Raw genomic sequence first — 20,702 nt, forward strand, 5'->3', positions numbered from 1 at the left:
CCACCCCCTGCCTAGATGCTGAAGAACACCGTCTCCCGCTCGCCCTGCAAGCGGATGTCGAACTCGTAGCCGTCCGCTGATGGCCGGGCCACCAACGTGTCTCGCCGCTCGGCCGGCACCAGGGACAGTACCGGATCCTCCACAGTGGACTGCTGGTCGGCGAAGTAGACCCGGGTGACCACCCGGTCGAGCAGTCCTCTGGCGAACACCGACAGCGCGATGTGCGGCGCCTGCGGCCGGCCGGCGAGATCGGGCACCTGACCGGGAAGCAGGGTGCTGATCCCCCACCGGCCGTCATCGTCGGTGGTGCTGCGGCCGTAGCCGCGGAAGTCGTGGTGGTTGAACCGGCCGTGTCCGTCCGGCTGCCAGCTCTCGATCAGCGCGTCCGGCACCGGGTCACCCGCGCCGTCGAAGACGGTGCCCCGCAACCAGAACGCGGCCGGATCGGCCGTCACGACCGGACCGTCCACCCAGGCGAGTGCGTGGGAGAAGAACGGCCCGACGGTCTGCGACGGGGTCAGCCCGCCGGTCATGTCGACTCCATCGGCGTCTGTTCGCGCCCGCGCAGCACGATGTCGAACTGGTAGGCCAGCGCCCATTCCGGCACCGTCTCGGACAGGTCGAACGAAGAGATCATCCTGGACCTGGCCGCCGCCGGCACCGCGCTGTAGATCGGGTCCTGATAGAACAGCGGATCGCCGGGGAAGTACATCTGGGTCACCAGCCGCTGCACGAACGCCCGGCCGAACAACGAGAAGTGCAGATGCGTCGCCCGCCACGCGTTCTCGTGGTTGCGCCACGGGTAGGCGCCCGGCTTGACGGTGACGAACCGGTACCGCCCGGTCGAGTCGGTCAGACACCGGCCGACGCCGGTGAAGTTCGGGTCGAGCGGCGCCGGATGCTGGTCGCGCACGTGCGCGTACCGGCCGGCGGAGTTCGCCTGCCACAGCTCGACGAGCGTGTCCGGCACCGCGCGGCCGTCGCTGTCGAGCACCCGGCCGTGCACGACGATCCGCTCCCCCAACGGTTCCCCGTCGTGCTGGCGGGTCAGGTCGTGGTCGGCCGGCAGCACCCGGCCCTCGCCGAACACCGGGCCGGTGACCTCGGTCATGGTGTGCGGCACCAACACCGGCGGCTGGTGCGGCGCGCGCAGCACGGTCGAGCGGTAGCCAGGCGAGGCCAGCGGCGGATGCGTGCCGCCGGGGTCCCGCTGATAGGCGAGGGTCACGACGAACTCCCTTCCACGAGCCGGCGCAGCACGCTCAGCTCCTCCTCGGTCGGCGACGTCGTCGTCGCCACCGGCTCGGCGACCCTGAGGGCCCAGCCGGTGGCCGCGCGCACGTCGGCCACCGACACTCCAGGATGGACCATCGTCAACGTCAGCTCCCTGGTGTCCTCGGCGGGTTCCAGCACCCCGAGATCGGTGACCACGCGCACCGGACCACGACCCCGCACGCCCAGCTCGGCGCGGAACTCGCCGCCGGTGCCATAGCCGACCGAGGTGACGAAGTCGACCTTCGGTACGAACGTGCGCCGGTTCTGCCGCACCATGACGAACACCTCGCCGCACGCGGCGGCGATCTCCGGCGCGCCACCGGCGCCGGGCAGCCGAACCGTTGGCCTGGCGTAGGTTCCGCCGACGAACGTCGTGTTCAGATTGCCGAAGCGGTCCAGCTGGGCCGCGCTGAGGAAGCCGACGTCGATCCGGCCGGGCTGTAGCCAGTAGTTGAACACCTCGGGCACCGAGACCACCGCGGCCGCGGTCTCCGCCAACTCACCGTCCCCTATGGACAGTGGCAGCCGGGAGGGTTTCGCGCCGATCGCGCCGGACTCGTAGATCAACACCAGGTCCGGGTTGTGCACCCGGCGGGCGAGGTTGGCCGCGGTACTCGGCAGGCCGATGCCGACGAAGCACGACACGTGCCCGGCCAGCGCCCGCGCCGCCGTCACGGTCATCAACTCGTCGGCCGACGGGTTCACGAGACCTCCGCGAGCCACGCGGTGAACCGCTCCCGGGACCGGCTCACCGGGTCCCACGCGCGGTAGGCGTCGTTGTCCCGCTCGTAGTAGCCCTGCGCGTAGGACGGCCGCGCGCCGCCGGGCACCACCGCCACCGCGCTCACCACCCACGACGGCAGCACGACCGCGCCGGGTCGGGGATCGAGCTCGTCCACGACCTCCTCCACGGTCACCAGCGACCGTCTGGCCGCGAGCACCGCCTCCTTCTGCACCCCGACCAGGCCCCACAGCTGCACGTTGCCCTTGCGGTCCGCGCGCTGCGCGTGGATCACCGTGACATCCGGCCGGATCGCGGCCACCGCGGCCAGCCGCTCCCCGGTGAACGGGCAGACCACCGTGCGGATGGTGTCGGTGTGCCCGGCAAGATCGGTGCCCTGGTAGCCGCGCAGCACCGCGAACGGCAGGTCCGACGCGCCAGCGACGTACCGGTTGGCCATCCCGGCGTGGCTGTGCTCCTCCAGTTCCAGCGGCGCCGGCCAGCCGTTCTCCACCGCGTCCCGCAGCCGGTGCAGCGAGCCGACACCGGGGTTGCCGCCCCAGGCGAACACCAGCCTGCGCGCGCACCCCGCGCCGATCAGCTGGTCGTAGACGATGTCGGGGGTCATCCGGACCAGGGTCAGGTCGCGTCTGCGCTGCCGGATGATCTCCACCGCCGCCCGCGCGGGAATGAGGTGGGTGAAGCCCTCCAGCGCCACCGTGTCCCCGTCGCGCACCAGCTCGGCGATTCCGCCGGCCAGGTCAACCAGCTCGGCCACTGTGTCTCCCGTTCGCATGACGAACGACTGTTCTCCTGTCGGACGATAGGCACCGCCGCTCACCGGGTCAACGGTTGACGCCCTCGGCACGCGCATCTACGTTCTCCCAGAGAACGAGCGTGCGATCTCCGAACAACGATGTTGGCATCCTGAGATGGAGTCCGCCGATGCGCCGACGCCTCGCCGCCTTCCTGCTGGCCCCGACCCTGCTCGCCGCGGCCGCGTGCGGCGCGGACGAACCGACCACTCCCGGAGAGCCCGACCAGGTCACCGTCGGCGTGATCCCGATCCTCGACGTCGCGCCGATCTATCTCGGCGTGGAGAAGGGGTTCTTCGCCGAGCGCGACATCGACGTCACGCTCGAACTCGCCGAGGGCGGCGCGGCGATCGTGCCCGCGGTGGTCTCCGAGCAGTACGAGTTCGGCTTCAGCAACGTGGTCTCGCTGCTGCTCGCGCACTCCGAGGGCCTCCCGGTCAAGGTGGTGAGCAACGGCAACAACTCCACCGGCGTCGACGGCGAGGACTTCGCCGCGCTGATGGTCAAGGCGGACAGTCCGATTAGGACAGCCGCCGACCTCGAGGGCCGGACGGTGGCCGCGAACACCCTGCAGAACATCGTCGACACCAGCGTCCGCCAGTCGGTGCGCAAGGCCGGCGGCGACCCGACGAAGGTCGAGTTCACCGCGCTGCCCTTCCCCGAGCAGCCGGCCGCGCTGGCCTCCGGTCAGGTGGACGCGGTGTTCGTGGTCGAGCCCTTCCAGCAGGCGGTGCTCGCCGAGGGCGGCCGCAAGATCGCCTCCAGCTATGTCGACGCGGCGCCGGACCTGACCGTGGCCGCCTACTTCACCTCCCAGCAGCTGCTCGCCGAGAACCCGGACCTCGCCAAGCGGTTCACCGAGGCGATGCGGGAGTCACTGTCCTATGCCGACGCTCACCCGGACGAGGCGCGGGCCGTCATCGGCACCTACACCGAGATCGCGCCCGAGGTGATCGACCAGGTCACGCTCCCGAAGTGGCCCGCCGAGGTCAACCGGGAGTCCGTCGCGGCACTGGCCGACCTCGCGCTTGAGGACGGCCTGCTCACCGAACCCGCCGATGTGGACTCGTTACTGCCGTGAGGATTGTCCTTGGCGTGGCCGGGTTGCTCGGCTTCGGCGTACTGCTGGAGCTGGCACCCCGGGTCGGCCTGGTGTCCGATCGCTACGCCCCGCCGACCAGCACGATCCTGGCCAAGCTCGCCGAACAGGCCGGCGAGCAACGGTTCTGGTCGGCCCTGCTCGACACGCTCGGCACGTGGTTGCTCGGACTGCTGATCGCGGTCGCCCTCGGCGTGCTGACCGGCATCGCACTCGGCACGGTCCCGATGGTGCGCCGGGCGACGTCCTCGACGATCGAGTTCCTCCGCCCGATCCCGTCGGTGGCGCTGATTCCGCTCGTGGTGGTGCTCTACGGCTCCACCATCACCTCGACGCTGGTCCTCGTCGTCTACGCCGCGTTCTGGCAGGTGCTCATCCAGGTCATGCACGGGGTCGCCGACGTCGACCCGGTCGCCCGGGACACCGCCCGCTCCTACGGCCTCGGCCGCGTCGCCCGCGTGCGCTACCTGGTGTGGCCCACGGCACTGCCCTACGTCGTCACCGGAGTGCGGCTCGCGGCCACGGTAGCGCTGATCCTGACCATCACCGGCGAGCTGGTGATCGGCTCCCCCGGCATCGGCCAGGAGATCGCGACCGCACGCACCTCCGGCGCGGTGCCCGCCATGTACGCGCTGACCGTGGTCACCGGACTCCTCGGCGTACTCGCGAACCTGGCCACCCGGGCGGCCGAACGCCGCGTGCTGCACTGGCATCCGTCGATGCGGACGGAGGCACCGGCATGATCAAGGTGTTGGGGCGCGTCGGGTATGCACTTGCGCTGCCTGTGCTGTTGGTGGCTGGGTGGTGGTTCGCCAGCGCCGGCAGCACCGACTTCTACTTCCCGCCGCTGTCGCGGATCGTCGAGGTGTTCCCGCAGACCTGGTTCTCCGCGCGGCTGGTCGACGACGTGCTGCCCAGCCTCGCGCGCCTGGGCATCGGCTACGCCGCCGCGCTGGTGCTCGGCGTCGGACTCGGTCTGCTGATCGGCGCGAACCGGACACTGCGTCTGCTGACCGAGCCGCTGCTCGAGTTCCTGCGCGCGATCCCACCGCCGGTACTGGTGCCGATCCTCATGCTGGTCACCGGCATCGGCGACACCATGAAGGTGTTGGTGATCATCTCCGGTTGTCTGTGGCCGGTGCTGCTGAACACCGTCGACGGCGTGCGCGCGGTGGACGGCGTGCTCGCCGACACCTGTGCCACGTACCGCATCCGCGGCGGGTTGCGCTGGTGGCACCTGATGATCCGCTCGGCCAGCCCGCAGATCGTCACCGGGGCGCGGCAGGCGCTGTCGATCGGCATCATCCTGATGGTGATCAGCGAGATGTTCGCGGCCAGCAGTGGACTCGGCTACACGGTGATCCAGTTCAAGGACGGCTTCAAGATCCCGCAGATGTGGAGCGGGGTGATCCTGTTGGGACTGCTCGGTGTGCTGCTCTCGCTGCTGTTCCGGATCGTGGAGCGCAGGGTGCTCGGCTGGTACCACGGCAGCCGGACCGTACCGAGGGAGCGGTGATGCTGGCGGTCAACGAGCTGCGCAAGGTGTATGACAGCAGCGGGCGGCGGGTCGAGGCGATCGGCGGCCTCACCTTCGAGGTCGACGGCGGCAGCTTCGTCTGCGTGGTCGGCCCGTCCGGTTGCGGCAAAACGACGTTGCTGCGGTGCTGTGCCGGGTTGCTGGCGCCGACCTCGGGCACGGTGACGCTGTCCGGAGCGCCGGTGACCGGGCCGCCGGACGGACTCGCCGTGGTGTTCCAGGAGTACGGCCGCAGCCTGTTCCCGTGGCTGCGGGTCGCGGACAACGTCGACCTGCCGTTGCGGGCGGCCGGGATCGCCAAGGCGGCGCGGCGGGAGTTGGTCGGTGAGGCGCTGGACGCGGTCGGGCTCGCCGACGCGCACCGCGCCTACCCGTGGCAGCTGTCCGGCGGCATGCAGCAGCGGGTGGCGATCGCCCGCGCGATCGCCTACCAGCCACGGGTTCTGTTGCTGGACGAGCCGTTCGCCGCGGTCGACGCGCAGACCCGCGCGGATCTCGAGGACCTGATCCGGGACGTGTGGCGGCGGTTCGGCATGACGTTGGTGTTCGTCACCCACGACATCGACGAGGCCGTCTACCTCAGCCAGCGGGTGATCATGCTGACGTCCTCGCCGACCAGGGTCGCGCAGGACCTGCCGATCGACCTGCCGGCCGAGCGCGACCAGCTGACCACCCGGGGCGATCCGCGGTTCGCCGAGCTGCGCGGCCTGGTGTACGCCCAGATCCAGAAGGCCAAGCTGGAAGGGAAGACGCAGTGACCGTCATCGATCCGAGTGCCTTCGCCGGAAATGTCTACAGTGGAGGATGGGTCACCGCACACGGTGGCAGTAACCCGATTCTCGCCCCCGCGACCGGCGAGCGGCTCGGCACCACCGGGCTGGCCGACGCCACCGACGTCGACCGGGCCGCGGTCGCCGCGGCGACCGCGCAACGGGAGTGGGCCGCGGCGAGCTATGCCGACCGGGCCGGGGTGCTGCGCCGCGCGGGCGCGCTGATCGAGCAGCACGCCGAGGAGTTACGCGGCTGGGTGATCCGGGAGACCGGTGCGGTGCCGGGACTCGCCGCGTTCGCCGTCGACGTGGCCGCACAGGAGTGTTACGAGGCGGCGGCACTCGCGTCCCGGCCGCCGGGTGAGCTGCTGGCCACCACCCAGCCCCGGTTGTCGATGCTGCGCCGGGTGCCGGTCGGGGTGGTCGGGGTGATCTCGCCGTTCAACGTGCCGCTGATCCTGTCGATCCGCTCGGTGGCGCCCGCGCTGGCGCTTGGCAACGCGGTGGTGCTCAAACCCGACCAGCGCACCCCGGTCAGCGGCGGGTTCGCGATCGCCGCGCTGCTGGCCGAGGCCGGGCTGCCGGCCGGCGTGCTGCACGTGTTACCCGGCGGCGCGGACGCCGGCGCCGCGCTGGTCGAGGCGCCGCAGGTGCGGGTGGTGTCGTTCACCGGGTCGAGCGCGACCGGGCGCGCGGTGGCCGAACTGGCCGCCAGACATCTCAAGCGGGTGCACCTCGAACTCGGCGGCAACTCGGCGCTGGTGGTGCTGGACGACGTGGACGTCGACCGCGCGGTGTCCGCCGCCGCCTGGGGTTCCTATCTGCACCAGGGACAGATCTGTATGACCACCGGCCGGCACCTGGTGCACGAGCGGATCGCGTCGTCCTATGTGGAGGCGTTGGCCGCGCACGCGAAGGCGCTGCCGGTTGGCGACCCGACGGTCGACCAGGTCGCGCTCGGCCCGCTGATCGACGCCGGCCAGCGGGACAAGGTCCACGGCCTGGTCACCTCCACTGTGGACGCCGGCGCCCGACTGGTCGCCGGTGGGTCCTATGAGGAGCTGTTCTACCGGCCGACCGTGCTCGACGACGTCACGCCGGACATGCCGGCCTACGCCAACGAGGTCTTCGGCCCGGTCGCGCCGGTCGTGCGGTTCTCCTCGGTCGACGAGGCGGTCGCGCTCGCGGCGGACAGCGCCTACGGGCTGTCGCTGTCGATCCTGACCGGGGACGCGATGCGCGGGCTCGCGCTGGCCGAGCGGATCCCGACCGGCATCGCGCACATCAACGACCAGACGGTGAACGACGAGGCCGTCGCGCCGTTCGGCGGCGTGCTCGACTCGGGCACCGGCGCCAGGTTCGGCGGCGCGGCGAACATCGACGCGTTCACCGACTCGCGGTGGATCACCGTGCGTGCCGACATCCCGGAGTACCCGTTCTGATGACCGCGCGCACGCGGGTGGCCATCATCGGCGCCGGCCCGGCCGGGCTGCTGCTCGCGCACCTGCTGCACCTGCGGGGCATCGACTCGGTGGTGCTGGAACGGCAGTCCCGCGAGCACATCGAGCGGCGGATCCGGGCCGGAGTGCTCGAACAGGGCAGCGTCGAGCTGCTGACCAGGGTCGGGCTCGCCGAGCGGCTGCACCGGGAACGGCTGATCCACCACGGGGTCGAGCTGCTGCTCGACGGGGTCGGGCACCGGATCCCGCTCACCGAGCTGTCCGGCCGGGAGCTGACCATCTACGGCCAGCACGAGCTGGTCCGGGATCTGGTCGCCGCCCGGCTGGCGACCGGGGAGCCGCTGCTGTTCGACGCGCCCGTGGTGGCGGTCAACGGGCTCACCGACTCGCCGGTCGTCCGTTATATCCACAATGGACACGAGGTCGAGCTGCGGTGTGACTTCGTCGCCGGCTGCGACGGTTTCCACGGGGTGAGCCGCCAGAGTGTGCCGGCCGGCGCGCTGACCGAGTTCGAGCACGGGTACCCGTACGCGTGGCTCGGGGTGCTGGCCGAGGTGCCGCCGTCGGCCGAGGAGCTGATCTACGCGTCACACGAGCGCGGCTTCGCGCTGCACAGCATGCGCTCCCCCACGGTGACCAGGCTCTACCTCCAGGTCGCCCCGGACGAGGACATCGCCGACTGGCCGGACAGTCGCGTGTGGACCGAACTGGGCGCCAGGCTTGGCCGCACCACCGGGTTCGACCTGCGCGCCGGCCCGATCGTGGACAAGGCGGTCGCCGCGCTGCGCAGCTTCGTGGTCGAGCCGATGCGCCACGGCAGGCTGTTCCTCGCCGGCGACGCGGCGCACATCGTGCCGGCGACCGGTGCCAAGGGCCTGAACCTGGCGGTGGTCGACGTCGCGGTGCTGGCGACGGCGTTGGCCGGCTACTACGCCGACGGCGACGAGTCCGGCCTGGACGCCTACTCGGCGACGTGTCTGGCGCGGGTCTGGCGGGTACAGCACTTCTCGTGGTGGATGACCTCGATGCTGCACCGCTCGCCGGAAGATGATCCGTTCACCCGTCGCCTGCAGCTGGCCCAGCTGCGTTACCTGACCAGTTCGCGTGCGGCCGCCGCCTCCTTCGCGGAGAACTACGTCGGCCTGCCGTTCCCGGAAGGAGTCCGATGACCATCCCACCGTTTCGAGCCGACCACGTCGGTAGCCTGCTGCGCCCGCCCGCTCTGCTGACCGCGCGGGCGGACCGGGCGGCCGGGCGGATCTCCGCCGAGGAGCTGCGCGCCGCCGAGGACGTGGCGATCCGCGACGTGGTCGCCATGCAGCACAACGTCGGCCTGCGCTCGGCGACCGACGGCGAGTTCCGGCGGACGTCCTGGCACATGGACTTCATCTACCGGCTCGGCGGCATCAGCTCGTCCGACGAGTCGATCAAGGTCCGGTTCGAGAACGCGGACGGCGTACTGGAGTTCACCAGCGCGGCGTTGCATGTGGACGGTCCGGTGCGGCTGACCGACACCGTGTTCGCCGACGACTTCTCGTTCCTGCACGGGGTAGCTGGCGAGGCGGTCACCCCCAAGCTGACCATCCCGTCGCCGAGCATGGTGCACTACCGGGGCGGCCCGGCCGCGCTCGACCCGGCCGTGTACCCCGACGAGGAGCTGTTCTGGGCCGACCTGTCCCAGGCCTACGCCCAGCAGGTGGCCGCCGTCGCCAAGCTCGGCTGCCGGTACCTGCAGCTCGACGACACCAGCCTGGCCTACCTCAACGACCCCAACCAGCGCGCCCAGCTCGCGGCCCGCGGTGACGACGCCGACCACCAGCACCTGCGCTACATCAGGCAGATCAACACCGCGCTCGCCGGGCGGCCGGACGGTCTGCGGGTGACCACCCACATGTGCCGCGGGAACTTCCGCTCGTCCTGGGCGGCCGAAGGGGGCTACGACTTCGTGGCGGAGGCGCTGTTCTCCGAGCTGGCGGTGGACGGTTTCTTCCTGGAGTACGACGATCCGCGCTCCGGCTCGTTCGCGCCGCTGCGGTTCGTGCCGCCGGGGAAGATGGTCGTGCTGGGCCTGGTGACCACCAAGCGCGGCGAGCTGGAGTCCAAGGAGGACCTCAAGCGGCGGATCGACGAGGCGGCCAAGTACGTGCCGCTGGAGCAGTTGTGCCTGTCCCCGCAGTGCGGGTTCTCCTCCACGGTCGAGGGCAACACGCTCACCTACGACGAGCAGGTCGCCAAGCTGGCGCTGATCGTCGAGGTGGCGGCGGAGGTCTGGGGCTGACCGCGGGCCCCTCCTGATCGCCGGGCTCAGCCCTGACCGAGCCAGCCGAGCAGCGTCGCGGCGTCCTCGGCGAACGCCGCCGGATCGTCGTCCCGCACGAACTCCAGCAGCGCGTACCCGTCCTCCATAGTGGACAGAACGGGGGTCCACAACGGCTCGCCGGCGGCCAGGGGCAGCCGCGCGCCGGTGTCCGACCAGGCGAACACGTGCGCGGTCACCGGCGCCAGCGTGCGCGCCTGGGTCAGCGCGTCGGCCGCCGACACCCCGATCGGCGGCTGCCAGTACGGCCGCACCGCCGGCACCTCGGCCAGCAGGTCCACAGTGGACTCCAGGGTGTCGGTCAGTGTGTTCGCGTGGTACTCCAAGCAGATCGTCACGCCCTCGGTCGCGGCGAGCGCCGCCACCCGCGCGATGTCCGCGACCACGCCGCGCCGGTCCGGCTCCCGCGCGGACCCGAGCTCCCCGGCCCAGATCCGGATCCGAGGCGCGCCGAGGGCCACCGCGGTGGCCAACCAGTCGTCGAACGGCGCACCGGCGCCCGCGCGGTAGTACGACCCGAACGCGGCGACCTCGATCCCCGCGTCCGCACAGCGCGCGGCCGTCTCCCTGGCCGCCGCCCGGTCCTGGACGTGCACGTCGCCACCCCACTCGACCGCGCGCAGCCCCGCCGCGGCGACCAGCGCGACGATCTCGGGGACCGACAGCTGCCGGAAGGTCACCGACACCAGCCCGGGCACCGGGCTCACCGGATCGCCGAGGTGTCGTCCAGCGGCGCCCAGCCGAGCTCCTGCTTGGCCTTGGCCAGGCTCATCGTCCGCTCGGCGCCGTCGCCGCTGATCGAGTAGCAGTCGAAACCGTGTCCCCGGCGGGAAAGTGCGGCGTCGATCGCCCGCGCGACGTCGCGCGCGGAGGTCGACATCACCCGCCGCATCGGATCGCCCGCGCGCGGCCAGGCGTCGTCCGGGACCGGGTAGCACAGGCGAAGGGACACCACGTCCATGCCGACGGCGACCGTCGCCGAACGGCAGACCTCCTCGGCCAGCCGCTTGGCCAGGCCGTAGAAGTCGGTGGCGTCCGGCGGGGTCGAGTCGTCCGGGTAGCGGCCGAGCGGTCCGTCCGCTGTGGACACGACGATGTCCTCGCCGGGCGCCGGGTTGCCGCCGCCGAGCGGGAACGGGTAGACGGACATGCTGCTGGTGTAGACCACGTGCCGCACCCCGGCCTGGTGCACCCCGGTCAACGTCGAGTACAGCCCCGGTACAGCCACGTCCAGGTGCCCGCGCGCGTTGGTCGCGCTGTGCCAGTTGTTGACCTTCGGGCCCATGGCCATGAAGACCAGGGAGTCCGTTCCGGCGGCCAGCGTGGCGACCAGGTCGACGTCGTGCAGGTCGCCGGTGTGATACTCCACTTCGGACACCGGGGCGGCCAGCGCGGCGAGGTCGAGCACCCGGATCCGGTGCGTGGTGGCCAGATGTGGCAGCACCATGGATCCCACCGTCCCACAGCCGCCGATCACGAGCAGGCGCATCGCCACTCCTCTCAGACCTGGACGTGCGCGTTCCTGCCGGCACGCAACCCGACCACAGTGTGCACCGCGGCGACCCCGGCGAGCACCGCCAGCGGCACCCGCCAACCACCGGTCGCGTCGTGCAACGCGCCGATGGCCACCGGGCCGATCGCCGCGAACAGGTACCCGAGCGCCTGCCCCATCCCCGACAGCGACGCCGATGACCGGGGATCGGCCGCGCGCAGGCTGAAGAACGCGAGCGCGAGGAAGAACAGCGTACCCGCGCCGACCCCGATGACCAGTGCCCACACGAGCGCGAGCCCGGGCACCACCAGCAGTCCGAGATAGCCGGCCAACGCGAGGATCGAGCCGCCAGCCGCGACCAACCGCTGGTCGGGCAGCCGCGTCAGCAGCGGCGGCACCAGGATGCTCATCAGCACGCCGACGATCTGGTAGACGAACAACAGCCACCCGGCGTACTCCGCGCTCTCCCCGGTGCTCTGCACGATGGCCGGGAACCAGGCCAGCATGGTGTAGAAGCCGCAGGCCGACAACGCCATGAAGGCCGAGACCTCCCAGGCCAGCGCCGAGCGCCATGGCGCGCGCGGCTTGACCGTCTCCGGCTCCGGCCGGGTGTGCCGGCGCAGCTGCGGGGTCCACACGGCGAGCGCGACCAGCGCGAAGCCCGCCCAGATGCCCAGCGAGGTGCGCCAGCCGCCGGGCAGCACGCCCGCCAGCGGCACCGCGATCCCGGCCGCCGTGGACCCGATGACCCCGATCACCGCGGTGTAGACGCCGGTCACCGTGCCGATCCGGTCCGGAAAGTCCCGTTTGATCATACTGGGCAGCAACACGTTGCCGATCGCGATGGCGACGCCGAGCAGCACCGTGCCGACCCACAGCAGCCCGGCCACCGGCACCGACCGCAGCACGATCCCGCCGGCCAGCAGCAGCATGGCCACCCAGAGCAGCTGGTCGACCCCGAACCGGCGGGCCAGCCGGGGCACCTGCGGTGACATCGCCGCGAAGGTCAACAGCGGCAGGGTGCCGATGAACCCGGCCGCACCGGCGCTGAGCCCGAGGTCGGCCCGGATGGTCTCCAGCACCGGACCGACCGAGGTCAGCGCGGCCCGCAGGTTCCCGGCGATCAACAGGAACCCCACGACCAGCAGCACCCGCCGGCCGATCCCCCGTTCCTTAGCAGACCTCACGACCGTCACCCGGCCACGTTGTCACAGGTCGGCGTCGCCCAGCAAACACCCCGTAACGCCCATCCGACCTTCCCACCTGTGTGAGCGATCATCCGATCTGATGAGATGACCACGTGGCCTGGATCCAGCTGGACAACGCGGTGAACGTTCGCGATCTCGGCGGCCTGCCCACCGACGGGCCGTGCCCGATCCGGTTCGGCCGGTTGATCCGGTCGGACAACCTGCAGGACCTGTCCCCCGCCGACATCACTCGGCTGGTCGACGATGTCGGCGTGACCACGGTGATCGACCTGCGCAGCGTCCACGAGCACACCGCCGAGGGGCCTGGGCCACTCAGCAGGGTCAACACCGTGCGGCACGTGCACCTGTCGGTCGTGCCCGAGAGCGACGGCATGACCGACGTGGCGGCCGACGCGCTCGCCGTGCGCCGCCAGCGCGACACCGCCCAGCCCCCGGCCGACCCGCTGCTGGCGTTCTACCTCGGCTATCTGGACAACCGGCCGGACAGCATCGTCGAGGCGCTGCGGTCGATCGCCGGCGCGCCGGGCGCCGCGCTGGTGCACTGCGCGGCCGGCAAGGACCGTACCGGCGTGCTCATCGCGCTGGCGCTGACCGTGGCCGGTGTCCCGAGGGCCGAGGTGATCGCCGACTACCTGGCCACCGGCGAGCGCATCGAGGCGATCCTCGCGAGGCTGCGCGCCTCGCCGACCTACGCCGAGGACATCGATCGCCTGCCGGCCGACGAGCATCGGCCGAGGGCGGCCGCGATGACCGACCTGCTCGCCCGGCTCGACGAAGATCACGGCGGCGTCCTCGGCTGGCTGGCCGAACACGGTTTCCACGCGCAGGATGTGCAGCGGCTGCGCGACAAGCTCCTGGAGGTCTGAATGGCAAGGTCCGCGCTGGTGACCGGTGGCACCGGCGGATTGGGCACCGCGGTGACCGTCGCCTTCCTCGACGCGGGCTGGCGGGTGATCGTGCCGTGGGTGGTTGAGCAGGAGCTGGCGCGGATGCCCAAGCACCCGCGCCTCAAGCTGGTCCGCGCCGACCTGTTCGACGAGCAGTCCGCGCTGGAGTGCGCGTCGGCCGCCGGGTCCAACGAGGACGCGCCGCTGCGCGCGGTGATCAATCTGGTCGGCGGCTTCGCCGCGGGCGGGCGGGTGCACGAGACCCCGATCGACGAGTTCGAGAGCCAGCTGCTGCTCAACCTGCGGGCGACCTACCTGACCTGCCACGCCACCCTGCCCTACCTGATGAAGGCGGGCGGCGGGTCGATCGTGTGCATGTCCAGCCGGGCCGCCACCCGCCCGTTCTCCGGCGCGGCCGGCTATGTCGCCGCGAAGGCCGCCGTGCTCGCCCTGGTCGACGCGCTGAACGTGGAGTACGCCGACGCGGGCGTGCGCGCGAACGCCGTGCTCCCCGGCGTGATAGACACCCCGGCCAACCGGGAGGCGATGCCGGACTCGGACCGCAAGGACTGGGTCGACCCGGCCGACATCGCCCGCACGGTCCTGTTCCTGGCCGGCACCGACAGCTTGCCGATCAGCGGCGGGCACATCCCCGTCGACCGGGCCTAGCACTACGACTCAGGCCGCGATGCCCTGAATGAGGCATTGGCGACGTTCACCGTCCCGAATGGGGCATTCAGGGCAGTTCAGCCAGGCGGGTGACGATCGGGGCGCCGAGCCGGTCGATCCAGGCGGCCGGCGCGTCCGACGGCGGCACCAGCATCACCGTGCCGAAGCCGAGCTCGGCGTACTCGGTCATCTCGCGGGCGAACACGTCGGCGTCGGTCGGCAGCGCGCTCACCATGATCGTCTTGTGGATCGTGGACTCGTCGCGACCGACGTCGTCGCAGTGGCGGCGCAGCACGTCCACCTTGTGCGCGACCCCGGCCGGCGTGGAGGCGAACAGGTTGCACGCGTCGGCGTACTTGGCCACCAGGCGCAGCGTCTTGCGCTCGCCACCACCGCCGATGAGCACCGGCGGCTTGCTGATCGGCAGCGGCCGGCAGATGGTCTCCGCCAGCTGGTAGTGCTTGCCGGCGAAGGGGCCCTCGTTGTCCGGGTCCCACATCTGCCGGCACACGAGCAGCGTCTCCTCCAGCCGCTCGAACCGCTCGGCCACCGGGGGATACGGCACGCCGAGCCCGAGGTGCTCGCGCTCGTACCAGGCGGCGCCGATGCCCAGCTCGCCGCGACCGCCGGACAGGACGTCCACTGTGGACACGATCTTGGCCAGCAGGCCGGGATGCCGGTAGGTCACGCCGGTGACCAGCACGCCCAGCGTCGCGGTCGACGTGTGGGCGGCCAGGAATCCCAACGCCGTGTAGCCCTCCAGCATCGGATCGGTCGCCGGCCGGAGCCGGTCCATCTGGAAATAGTGGTCCATCACCGAAAGGTGGGTCACCCCGGCGGACTCGACCGCGGCCCCCACTCTGGCCAACTCGGGCGCGATACCGGCTGCGCCATCGGGAAAACGGAACTGCACAAGATGAATTCCAAGGTGCACGTTCGGCAGCCTAGATCCTGGAGCACACTCCAGCTCAAGTTACGCCGGCAGCCCGGTTACCTCGGCCAGCTTCGCGACCGCCGCCGGCTCCCACGGCCCGGTGGTGATCAACACGACGTGCCCGATCCCCCAGTCGGCATAGTCCGCGCACCGGCGGGCGAAGTCGGCGGCCGACTCCGATGGCAGCCACCGGGTGCTCAACGTCTTGTCGATGTCCGCGAACGGCCGGCCGACCTCGGCGCAGTGTTCGGCCAGCACGGCCAGCTTGTGCCGCACGGTCTGGCCGCCGTCGGGGATGTCGGGCAGGTTGCACGCGTCGGCGTACTCGGCCACCAGCCGCAGCGTCCGCTTCTCCCCCATGCCGCCGACCAGCACCGGCGGGTGCGGCCGGCGCACCGAGTTGGGGTGGTTCATCGGCCGCGCCAACTGATGGTGCTCCCCGACGAAGGCGTCCTCGTCGCCGGCCCACATCCGCAACGCCAGCCGCAGTGTCTCCGCCAGCCGCTCGAACCGCTCCCGCTTGGACGCCGGCAGGTCGAGGCCGTAGGCCGCGGCCTCCACCTCGTGATACCCGGCGCCGATGCCGAGCCATGCCCGCCCGGCCGACAGCACGTCCAGCGTGGTGACCGCCTTGACCAGCAGCCCGGGCGCCCGGTAGGTCGCCGCGGTGACCATCGTGCCCAGCCGCACCCGCGAGGTCGCCGCCGCCAGGAACCCCAGGGTCGTGTACCCCTCGAGCATCGCCGCCTCGACCGAGGACGTCGGATCGGCCTGAAGCAGGTGGTCAGACACCCACACGGTGTCGATCCCGGCGTCGTCGGCCGCCCGCGCCACCTCGGCCAGCCGCCGCCCGGTGTCGCCCGACCAGGAGTAATCGGTCACGTTCAGGCTGATCCGCATGTCACCAACCCTGCCACGACCCTGATGCCCCTAAGGGGGATTTTCAGGGATCGGGCCGGATGTCCTGGCCAACACCGGGCCCATAGTGTCTGCGGTGTGGTCCTCATCGAGACGAATTCGCTCGAGAAGCGATACGACAGCGTCACCGCGCTGGCCGACCTGACCGTGGCGATCGAGCCCGGGGTCGTCGGCCTGGTCGGGGTGAACGGCGCCGGCAAGAGCACCCTGATCAAACTCGCGCTCGGTCTGCTCGCGCCGACCGGCGGCACGATCAGGGTCCTCGGGCTGGATCCGATCGCCGACGCCGAGGCGGTACGCGCCCGCGTCGGCTACATGCCAGAGCACGACTGCCTGCCGCCAGACCAGATCGCGGCCGAGTTCGTGACCCACATGGCCAGAGTCAGCGGTCTGCCGGCGGCGGTGGCCAGGGAGCGCGCCTCGGAGACCCTGCGCCACGTCGGGCTCTACGAGGAGCGCTACCGGCGCATCGGCGGCTATTCCACCGGCATGAAACAGCGGGTCAAACTCGCCCAGGCACTGGTGCACGACCCGGAGCTGCTGCTGCTGGACGAGCCGACCAACGGCCTTGACCCGGAGGGCCGGCGGGCCATGCTCGACCTGGTGCACCGCATCGGCACCGAGTTCGGCATCTCCGTGGTGGTCTGCTCGCACCTGCTCGGCGAGATCGAGCGGATCTGCACCTCGCTGGTCGCCATCGACGCCGGCAGGCTGCTGCGCTCGGCGACGCTGTCGGCCATGACCCAGCACAGCGACCTGCTGATGGTCGAGATCGACGAGGACCGGACCGACCTGGCCGAGCTGCTCACCCGCGCCGGCCTGGACGTGCGCGAGAGCGAGCGGGCGCTGCTGGTGCGCATGGGCGAGGACCCGGACGCGACCTACGACCTGATCCGCGACGCGGTCGCCGATCTCGACCTGTCGCTGCACCGGCTGGAGCGCCACCGCCACCAGGTGGCCGACCTGTTCCGGGACCTGCCGACCGCGGAGGCGACCCATGTCTGACAACAGCGCCGCCGGTGTCATCCATGACATCGGCTACCAGCGCTACAACGGCGCCCGCCTCGGCCGGGGCTACTCGGCGCGGTCCCTGTTCGTCCAGAGCGTGCGCAGCGGGTACGGCATCGGCCGCAGCATCTGGGCCAAGCTGCTGCCGATCGGGCTGCTGGCCGCGGCCTCGATCGCCGCGCTGATCCTGGTGGTGGTCAACACCCAACTGCCGGTCGAGGTGATCGACTACGTCGGCATGGCGTCCACGTTCACCTACGCCGCGACCGTGTTCGTCGCGGTGGTGGCGCCCGAGCTGGTGTCGGTCGACCTGCGCACCAACCTGCTCTCGCTGTACCTGTCCCGGCCGATCACCCGCGCCGACTACGCGCTGACCAAGCTCGCCGCGCTGGCCGCGGCCACGTTCGTGATGCTCGGCGGGCCGATGCTGGTGCTGTTCGTCGGCATGGCCTTCAGCACCGACAACGGCATCGCCGGGGTGTTCAGCGAGCTCGGCGGGCTGCTCCAGGGCCTGCTGGCCGCGGCCATCCACGCCGCGGTGCTGGCCGCGATCGCGCTGCCGTTCGCCTCGCTGACCGGCAGGCGGGTGTTCGCCACCGGCATGATCATCGGCGTGACGCTGCTGACCGCGCCGGTCAGCGGCGTGCTGCAGGCACTCGGCGAGGGCGCCGGCCGCCAGCTCGCCGGGCTGCTCGACCCGGTCAGCCTGCTCAACGGCGTCGACCGGTGGCTGTTCGACGGCGGCATCTTCGACGTCGGCCCCTACGGCCCGGTCTACGGCGCGGGCGCACTCGTGATCATCGGACTCGGCACGGCGTGCACCGTGTGGCGGTATCGGAAGGTGAAGCAATGACAGCGGTGGAGCTGACCGCGGTATCGCGCTGGTACGGCAACGTGGTGGCGGTCAACGACGTGACCCTGACCATCGCACCGGGACTGACCGGCTTGCTCGGCCCCAACGGCGCGGGCAAGACGACGGTGCTGCACCTGATGGCGGGCCTGCTCGCGCCGTCGCAGGGCACGGTCACCGTCGCCGGCCAGTCGGCGTGGCGCAACCCGCAGATGTACCGCAACCTCGGCCTGGTCACCGAGCGGGAGAGCGTGCCGGGATTCCTGACCGCGCGGGAGTTCGTGCTCGCGTCGGCCAGGCTGCACAAGCTGCCCGACCCGGCGGCCGCGACCGCCAGGGTGCTCGGCATCGTGGAGCTGGAGTCCGCACAGGACCGGGAGATCTCCACCTACTCCAAGGGAATGCGCCAGCGTGCCCGGGTCGCCGCGGCTCTGGTACACGACCCCAAGGTGCTGCTGCTGGACGAGCCGTTCAACGGCATGGATCCCCGGCAGCGCATGCACATGATGGAGCTGCTGCACCGGATGGCCGACGAGGGCCGCACGATCCTGTTCAGCTCGCACATCCTGGAGGAGGTCGAGCAGCTTTCGGGCACCGTGCAGGTGATCGTGTCCGGCCGGCTGGCCGCCTCCGGCGACTACCGGCACATCCGCCGGCTGATGACCACCCGGCCACACGTGTTCACCATCGCCTCCTCCGACGACCGTCGACTCGCGACAGTCCTCATCGGACAGGAGTCGGTCGCCGGTGTGTCCATGGCAGACGGTGCGCTACAGGTGCACGCGAGCGACTACGGCACGTTCACCAGGGCGCTGGCGAAACTCGCCAAGGCGTCCGACATCCGGCTGACGAGCATCATGCCGGCCGACGAATCCCTCGAGAAGGTCTTCTCCTACCTGGTGGCGACATGAACACGACAATCATGGGTCTGACCACGCGGGCGCTGCTCGGCAGGCGCCGGGTGCTGATGCTGCTGCCGATGCCGTTGGTGCTGATCGGCCTGACGCTGATCGCGGTGTCCACCGGCGCGCAGCCGGAGAACTGGGGCCCGCTGGTGTTCGGCGGGCTCGGGCTCGCGGTGATCCTCCCGCTGACCGCGCTGATCGTCGGCAGCAGCGTGCTCGGCCTGGAGATCGACGACGGCACGATCACCCACCTGCTGACCAAACCGTTGCCGCGCAGCGAGATCGTCATGTCCAAGCTGTGTGTGGCGTGGCTGGTGACCACGATCGCCACCGGGATGCCGTTGGCCATCTCGGCGCTGATCGCGGGTTCCGGCCAGCTGGCGATCGGCCTGGCGGCCGGGGCGCTGCTCGGCTCGTTGACCTACACCGCGTTGTTCCTGGCGCTGAGCCTGATCACCAAGCGCCCGGTGGCCGTCGGGCTGGTCTACATCATGCTGTGGGAGAACCTGGTGGTCGGCTTCGTCGACGGGGCGAAGGTGTTCAGCGTCCAGCAGCACGCGACCACCTTCGCCAACGCGGTCGCGCAGTCGGACATGCTCAACGACACCGTCGCACTGCCCACCGCGATGATCATCGCCGCGATCTTCGTCGTGGTCGGCACCTGGGGCGCCACCGCGCGCCTGCGCTCCTTCGCCCTCACCGGCGAAGCGAACTGACCGCATGCCCTGAATGGGGCATTGGGGACGCTCACCGTCCCGAATGCCCCATTCAGGGCGTCAGCCGCGCCTAGCCGTAGCGGGCGTTCTCCAGGAGGACGGCGATCAGGTCGGCTCGGCTGGTGAGGGTCTCGGGGTGGGTGGGGCCGAGGACCTGACGGCGGGCGGACAGCACGTCGCGCAGCTCGGTGGCGGCCTCGCGGAACCGGCCCATGCCCATCAGCACCGCGGCCAGGTTGTGCCGGCTGATCAGCGTGTCCGGGTGGTCGGCGCCGAGCACCCGGACACACGCCGCCAGCTCCTCCCGGCTGGTGGCCAGCGCCTCGTCCTGCCGGCCGAGGTTGTTCAGCACCATCGCCACGTTGTCCCGGCTGGTCAGCGTGTCCGGATGTTCCCGGCCGAACAGGCGCGACCGGATCGACAGCACGCCCCGGTGCTCGGCCAGCGCCGCCTCGAACCGGCCGAGCGCGTTGAGCGCGTTGCCCACGTTGGTCCGGCTGACCAGCGTGTCCGGATGCTCCTGGCCGAGCACCTGACCGCGGGCGGCGAGCACCATCCGGTGGGTGTCCAGCGCGTCCTCGAACCGGCCGAGGTGGGCCAGGGTGACCGCGTAGCTGTTGCGGCGGTTGAGGTTCTCCCGCACGTCGGCGGTGCCGTCCAGCGTGCTGGCGTGCATCTCCAGCGCCAGCTCGTAGCGCCCGGCCTTGGCCGCCGCGTAGCCCATCGACCTGGCCTCGGCACTCGCGGCGTGGCGCATCGCGGTGCGCAGTACGGCGTCCGGCACGTGGTCGAACGGGTGGGTGCGCTGCGCGTGGTCGACCAGGTAGTCGAACACGGTCACCGTGTCGCCGGTGCGCTCCAGCAGCGCCGACGGGTCCCGCGCGGTCGCCCACGCCCAGGCGTCCGCAGTGGACTCCGCTGGGGACTCCGCTGGGGACTCCTCGGCGGACTCCGCTGGCAGGTAGTGCTCGTGCACCTCCTCCAGCAGCGCGACCGGCAGCGGGCTCAGGTAGCCGGCCCGGCGGCAGTCCACCGCGGCCGAGACCAGCGCGGCGCCCCGGGGATCGGCGGCCGCGCGCCAGCGGGCGAGCAGGGCCTGGCCGCCGGCCTGGTGCTCGGCG

At 71.2% G+C, this 20,702-nt stretch carries 23 protein-coding genes; 13 read left to right on the top strand and 10 right to left on the bottom strand.

Annotated elements, in window-relative coordinates:
- Window positions 1-11: 11 nt before the first annotated feature.
- Genes pcaG through ACYVIP_RS20600 form a run of 4 tightly spaced genes read right to left on the bottom strand, consistent with a single transcriptional unit; the run spans window position 12 to window position 2,774 of the window.
- Window positions 12-533 (bottom strand): protocatechuate 3,4-dioxygenase subunit alpha, encoded by a 522-nt coding sequence (gene pcaG / locus ACYVIP_RS20585; RefSeq protein ID WP_460398688.1) that lies wholly within the window; start codon window positions 531-533, stop codon window positions 12-14.
- A complete protein-coding gene (gene pcaH, locus ACYVIP_RS20590) occupies window positions 530-1,228 on the bottom strand; it encodes a protocatechuate 3,4-dioxygenase subunit beta (protein WP_460398690.1) in 699 nt (232 codons plus the stop codon). Before pcaH ends, pcaG begins: the two co-directional genes overlap by 4 nt.
- Window positions 1,225-1,956 carry a CoA-transferase subunit beta gene (locus ACYVIP_RS20595; protein WP_460398733.1) on the bottom strand — a complete coding sequence of 244 codons (732 nt, stop codon included), beginning with the start codon at window positions 1,954-1,956 and terminating at the stop codon, window positions 1,225-1,227. The genes pcaH and ACYVIP_RS20595 overlap by 4 nt, the downstream gene beginning before the upstream one ends.
- Before the next feature lie 20 nt (window positions 1,957-1,976).
- Window positions 1,977-2,774, bottom strand: coding sequence for a CoA transferase subunit A (locus ACYVIP_RS20600; protein ID WP_460398692.1), 798 nt, complete (start codon window positions 2,772-2,774; stop codon window positions 1,977-1,979).
- Between the two features lie 167 nt (window positions 2,775-2,941).
- On the opposite strand from ACYVIP_RS20600, the gene ACYVIP_RS20605 reads away from it, so the two are divergent.
- Genes ACYVIP_RS20605 through ACYVIP_RS20635 form a run of 7 tightly spaced genes read left to right on the top strand, consistent with a single transcriptional unit; the run spans window position 2,942 to window position 9,955 of the window.
- Complete coding sequence (locus tag ACYVIP_RS20605; protein WP_460398694.1) at window positions 2,942-3,892, top strand: ABC transporter substrate-binding protein; 951 nt, start codon at window positions 2,942-2,944, stop codon at window positions 3,890-3,892.
- Window positions 3,889-4,653, top strand: coding sequence for an ABC transporter permease (locus tag ACYVIP_RS20610; protein ID WP_460398696.1), 765 nt, complete (start codon window positions 3,889-3,891; stop codon window positions 4,651-4,653). Before ACYVIP_RS20605 ends, ACYVIP_RS20610 begins: the two co-directional genes overlap by 4 nt.
- Entirely contained in the window at window positions 4,650-5,426 is a 777-nt protein-coding gene (locus ACYVIP_RS20615; RefSeq protein WP_460398698.1) for an ABC transporter permease, read from the top strand. The genes ACYVIP_RS20610 and ACYVIP_RS20615 overlap by 4 nt, the downstream gene beginning before the upstream one ends.
- Complete coding sequence (locus ACYVIP_RS20620) at window positions 5,426-6,205, top strand: ABC transporter ATP-binding protein (protein WP_460398700.1); 780 nt, start codon at window positions 5,426-5,428, stop codon at window positions 6,203-6,205. The genes ACYVIP_RS20615 and ACYVIP_RS20620 overlap by 1 nt, the downstream gene beginning before the upstream one ends.
- Entirely contained in the window at window positions 6,202-7,659 is a 1,458-nt protein-coding gene (locus ACYVIP_RS20625; protein WP_460398702.1) for an aldehyde dehydrogenase family protein, read from the top strand. Before ACYVIP_RS20620 ends, ACYVIP_RS20625 begins: the two co-directional genes overlap by 4 nt.
- Window positions 7,659-8,846, top strand: a complete 1,188-nt coding sequence (locus ACYVIP_RS20630) for a 4-hydroxybenzoate 3-monooxygenase (protein ID WP_460398704.1) — start codon at window positions 7,659-7,661, stop codon at window positions 8,844-8,846. The genes ACYVIP_RS20625 and ACYVIP_RS20630 overlap by 1 nt, the downstream gene beginning before the upstream one ends.
- On the top strand, window positions 8,843-9,955 hold the full coding sequence (locus ACYVIP_RS20635) for a 5-methyltetrahydropteroyltriglutamate--homocysteine S-methyltransferase (RefSeq protein WP_460398706.1): 1,113 nt from the start codon (window positions 8,843-8,845) through the stop codon (window positions 9,953-9,955). The genes ACYVIP_RS20630 and ACYVIP_RS20635 overlap by 4 nt, the downstream gene beginning before the upstream one ends.
- A gap of 26 nt (window positions 9,956-9,981) precedes the next feature.
- Here the strand turns inward: ACYVIP_RS20635 and ACYVIP_RS20640 are convergent, their stop codons facing one another.
- Genes ACYVIP_RS20640 through ACYVIP_RS20650 form a run of 3 tightly spaced genes read right to left on the bottom strand, consistent with a single transcriptional unit; the run spans window position 9,982 to window position 12,673 of the window.
- Window positions 9,982-10,701 (bottom strand): sugar phosphate isomerase/epimerase family protein, encoded by a 720-nt coding sequence (locus ACYVIP_RS20640; RefSeq protein ID WP_460398708.1) that lies wholly within the window; start codon window positions 10,699-10,701, stop codon window positions 9,982-9,984.
- The gene (locus ACYVIP_RS20645) at window positions 10,698-11,483 is read right to left on the bottom strand and encodes an NAD-dependent epimerase/dehydratase family protein (RefSeq protein WP_460398711.1); all 786 of its coding nucleotides are present in this window, start codon (window positions 11,481-11,483) and stop codon (window positions 10,698-10,700) included. The genes ACYVIP_RS20640 and ACYVIP_RS20645 overlap by 4 nt, the downstream gene beginning before the upstream one ends.
- A gap of 11 nt (window positions 11,484-11,494) precedes the next feature.
- A complete protein-coding gene (locus ACYVIP_RS20650; RefSeq protein ID WP_460398713.1) occupies window positions 11,495-12,673 on the bottom strand; it encodes an MFS transporter in 1,179 nt (392 codons plus the stop codon).
- A gap of 113 nt (window positions 12,674-12,786) precedes the next feature.
- Between ACYVIP_RS20650 and ACYVIP_RS20655 the strand changes: the two genes are divergently transcribed.
- Window positions 12,787-13,560, top strand: a complete 774-nt coding sequence (locus ACYVIP_RS20655) for a tyrosine-protein phosphatase (protein WP_460398715.1) — start codon at window positions 12,787-12,789, stop codon at window positions 13,558-13,560.
- On the top strand, window positions 13,561-14,250 hold the full coding sequence (locus ACYVIP_RS20660) for an SDR family NAD(P)-dependent oxidoreductase (RefSeq protein WP_460398717.1): 690 nt from the start codon (window positions 13,561-13,563) through the stop codon (window positions 14,248-14,250).
- Window positions 14,251-14,317: 67 nt separating this feature from the next.
- On the opposite strand, the gene ACYVIP_RS20665 is transcribed toward ACYVIP_RS20660, so the two are convergent.
- Both ACYVIP_RS20665 and ACYVIP_RS20670 read right to left on the bottom strand, forming a co-directional pair.
- Window positions 14,318-15,184: an LLM class F420-dependent oxidoreductase gene (locus ACYVIP_RS20665; protein WP_460398719.1), complete on the bottom strand. Its 867-nt coding sequence runs from the start codon at window positions 15,182-15,184 to the stop codon at window positions 14,318-14,320.
- 39 nt (window positions 15,185-15,223) lie between these two features.
- Window positions 15,224-16,084 (bottom strand): LLM class F420-dependent oxidoreductase, encoded by an 861-nt coding sequence (locus tag ACYVIP_RS20670; RefSeq protein WP_460398721.1) that lies wholly within the window; start codon window positions 16,082-16,084, stop codon window positions 15,224-15,226.
- A 96-nt stretch (window positions 16,085-16,180) separates the two neighbouring features.
- Here ACYVIP_RS20670 and ACYVIP_RS20675 point away from each other — a divergent pair, with 96 nt between their 5' ends.
- The 4 genes from ACYVIP_RS20675 to ACYVIP_RS20690 are packed head-to-tail and all read left to right on the top strand — an operon-like array spanning window position 16,181 to window position 19,581.
- Complete coding sequence (locus tag ACYVIP_RS20675) at window positions 16,181-17,107, top strand: ABC transporter ATP-binding protein (protein WP_460398723.1); 927 nt, start codon at window positions 16,181-16,183, stop codon at window positions 17,105-17,107.
- Entirely contained in the window at window positions 17,100-17,963 is an 864-nt protein-coding gene (locus ACYVIP_RS20680; protein ID WP_460398725.1) for a hypothetical protein, read from the top strand. Before ACYVIP_RS20675 ends, ACYVIP_RS20680 begins: the two co-directional genes overlap by 8 nt.
- Window positions 17,960-18,871 (top strand): ABC transporter ATP-binding protein, encoded by a 912-nt coding sequence (locus tag ACYVIP_RS20685; protein ID WP_460398727.1) that lies wholly within the window; start codon window positions 17,960-17,962, stop codon window positions 18,869-18,871. The genes ACYVIP_RS20680 and ACYVIP_RS20685 overlap by 4 nt, the downstream gene beginning before the upstream one ends.
- Window positions 18,868-19,581 (top strand): ABC transporter permease, encoded by a 714-nt coding sequence (locus tag ACYVIP_RS20690; RefSeq protein WP_460398729.1) that lies wholly within the window; start codon window positions 18,868-18,870, stop codon window positions 19,579-19,581. The genes ACYVIP_RS20685 and ACYVIP_RS20690 overlap by 4 nt, the downstream gene beginning before the upstream one ends.
- A gap of 70 nt (window positions 19,582-19,651) precedes the next feature.
- On the opposite strand, the gene ACYVIP_RS20695 is transcribed toward ACYVIP_RS20690, so the two are convergent.
- A partial coding sequence (locus ACYVIP_RS20695) for a tetratricopeptide repeat protein (RefSeq protein ID WP_460398731.1) occupies window positions 19,652-20,702 on the bottom strand: 1,051 nt, incomplete at its 5' end.

The sequence above is a fragment of the Actinophytocola sediminis genome, assembly GCF_054779715.1.

What these genes read in the sequence shown, in the direction of transcription:
- ACYVIP_RS20605 (WP_460398694.1), top strand. Translation starts at nt 2,942, where the DNA reads ATGCGCCGACGCCTCGCCGCCTTCCTGCTGGCCCCGACCCTGCTCGCC.
- ACYVIP_RS20660 (WP_460398717.1), top strand. Translation starts at nt 13,561, where the DNA reads ATGGCAAGGTCCGCGCTGGTGACCGGTGGCACCGGCGGATTGGGCACC.
- ACYVIP_RS20690 (WP_460398729.1), top strand. Translation starts at nt 18,868, where the DNA reads ATGAACACGACAATCATGGGTCTGACCACGCGGGCGCTGCTCGGCAGG.
- ACYVIP_RS20670 (WP_460398721.1), bottom strand. Translation starts at nt 16,084, where the DNA reads ATGCGGATCAGCCTGAACGTGACCGATTACTCCTGGTCGGGCGACACC.
- ACYVIP_RS20680 (WP_460398725.1), top strand. Translation starts at nt 17,100, where the DNA reads ATGTCTGACAACAGCGCCGCCGGTGTCATCCATGACATCGGCTACCAG.
- pcaG (WP_460398688.1), bottom strand. Translation starts at nt 533, where the DNA reads ATGACCGGCGGGCTGACCCCGTCGCAGACCGTCGGGCCGTTCTTCTCC.
- ACYVIP_RS20645 (WP_460398711.1), bottom strand. Translation starts at nt 11,483, where the DNA reads ATGCGCCTGCTCGTGATCGGCGGCTGTGGGACGGTGGGATCCATGGTG.
- ACYVIP_RS20685 (WP_460398727.1), top strand. Translation starts at nt 17,960, where the DNA reads ATGACAGCGGTGGAGCTGACCGCGGTATCGCGCTGGTACGGCAACGTG.
- ACYVIP_RS20615 (WP_460398698.1), top strand. Translation starts at nt 4,650, where the DNA reads ATGATCAAGGTGTTGGGGCGCGTCGGGTATGCACTTGCGCTGCCTGTG.
- ACYVIP_RS20620 (WP_460398700.1), top strand. Translation starts at nt 5,426, where the DNA reads ATGCTGGCGGTCAACGAGCTGCGCAAGGTGTATGACAGCAGCGGGCGG.
- ACYVIP_RS20635 (WP_460398706.1), top strand. Translation starts at nt 8,843, where the DNA reads ATGACCATCCCACCGTTTCGAGCCGACCACGTCGGTAGCCTGCTGCGC.
- ACYVIP_RS20630 (WP_460398704.1), top strand. Translation starts at nt 7,659, where the DNA reads ATGACCGCGCGCACGCGGGTGGCCATCATCGGCGCCGGCCCGGCCGGG.
- ACYVIP_RS20595 (WP_460398733.1), bottom strand. Translation starts at nt 1,956, where the DNA reads ATGACCGTGACGGCGGCGCGGGCGCTGGCCGGGCACGTGTCGTGCTTC.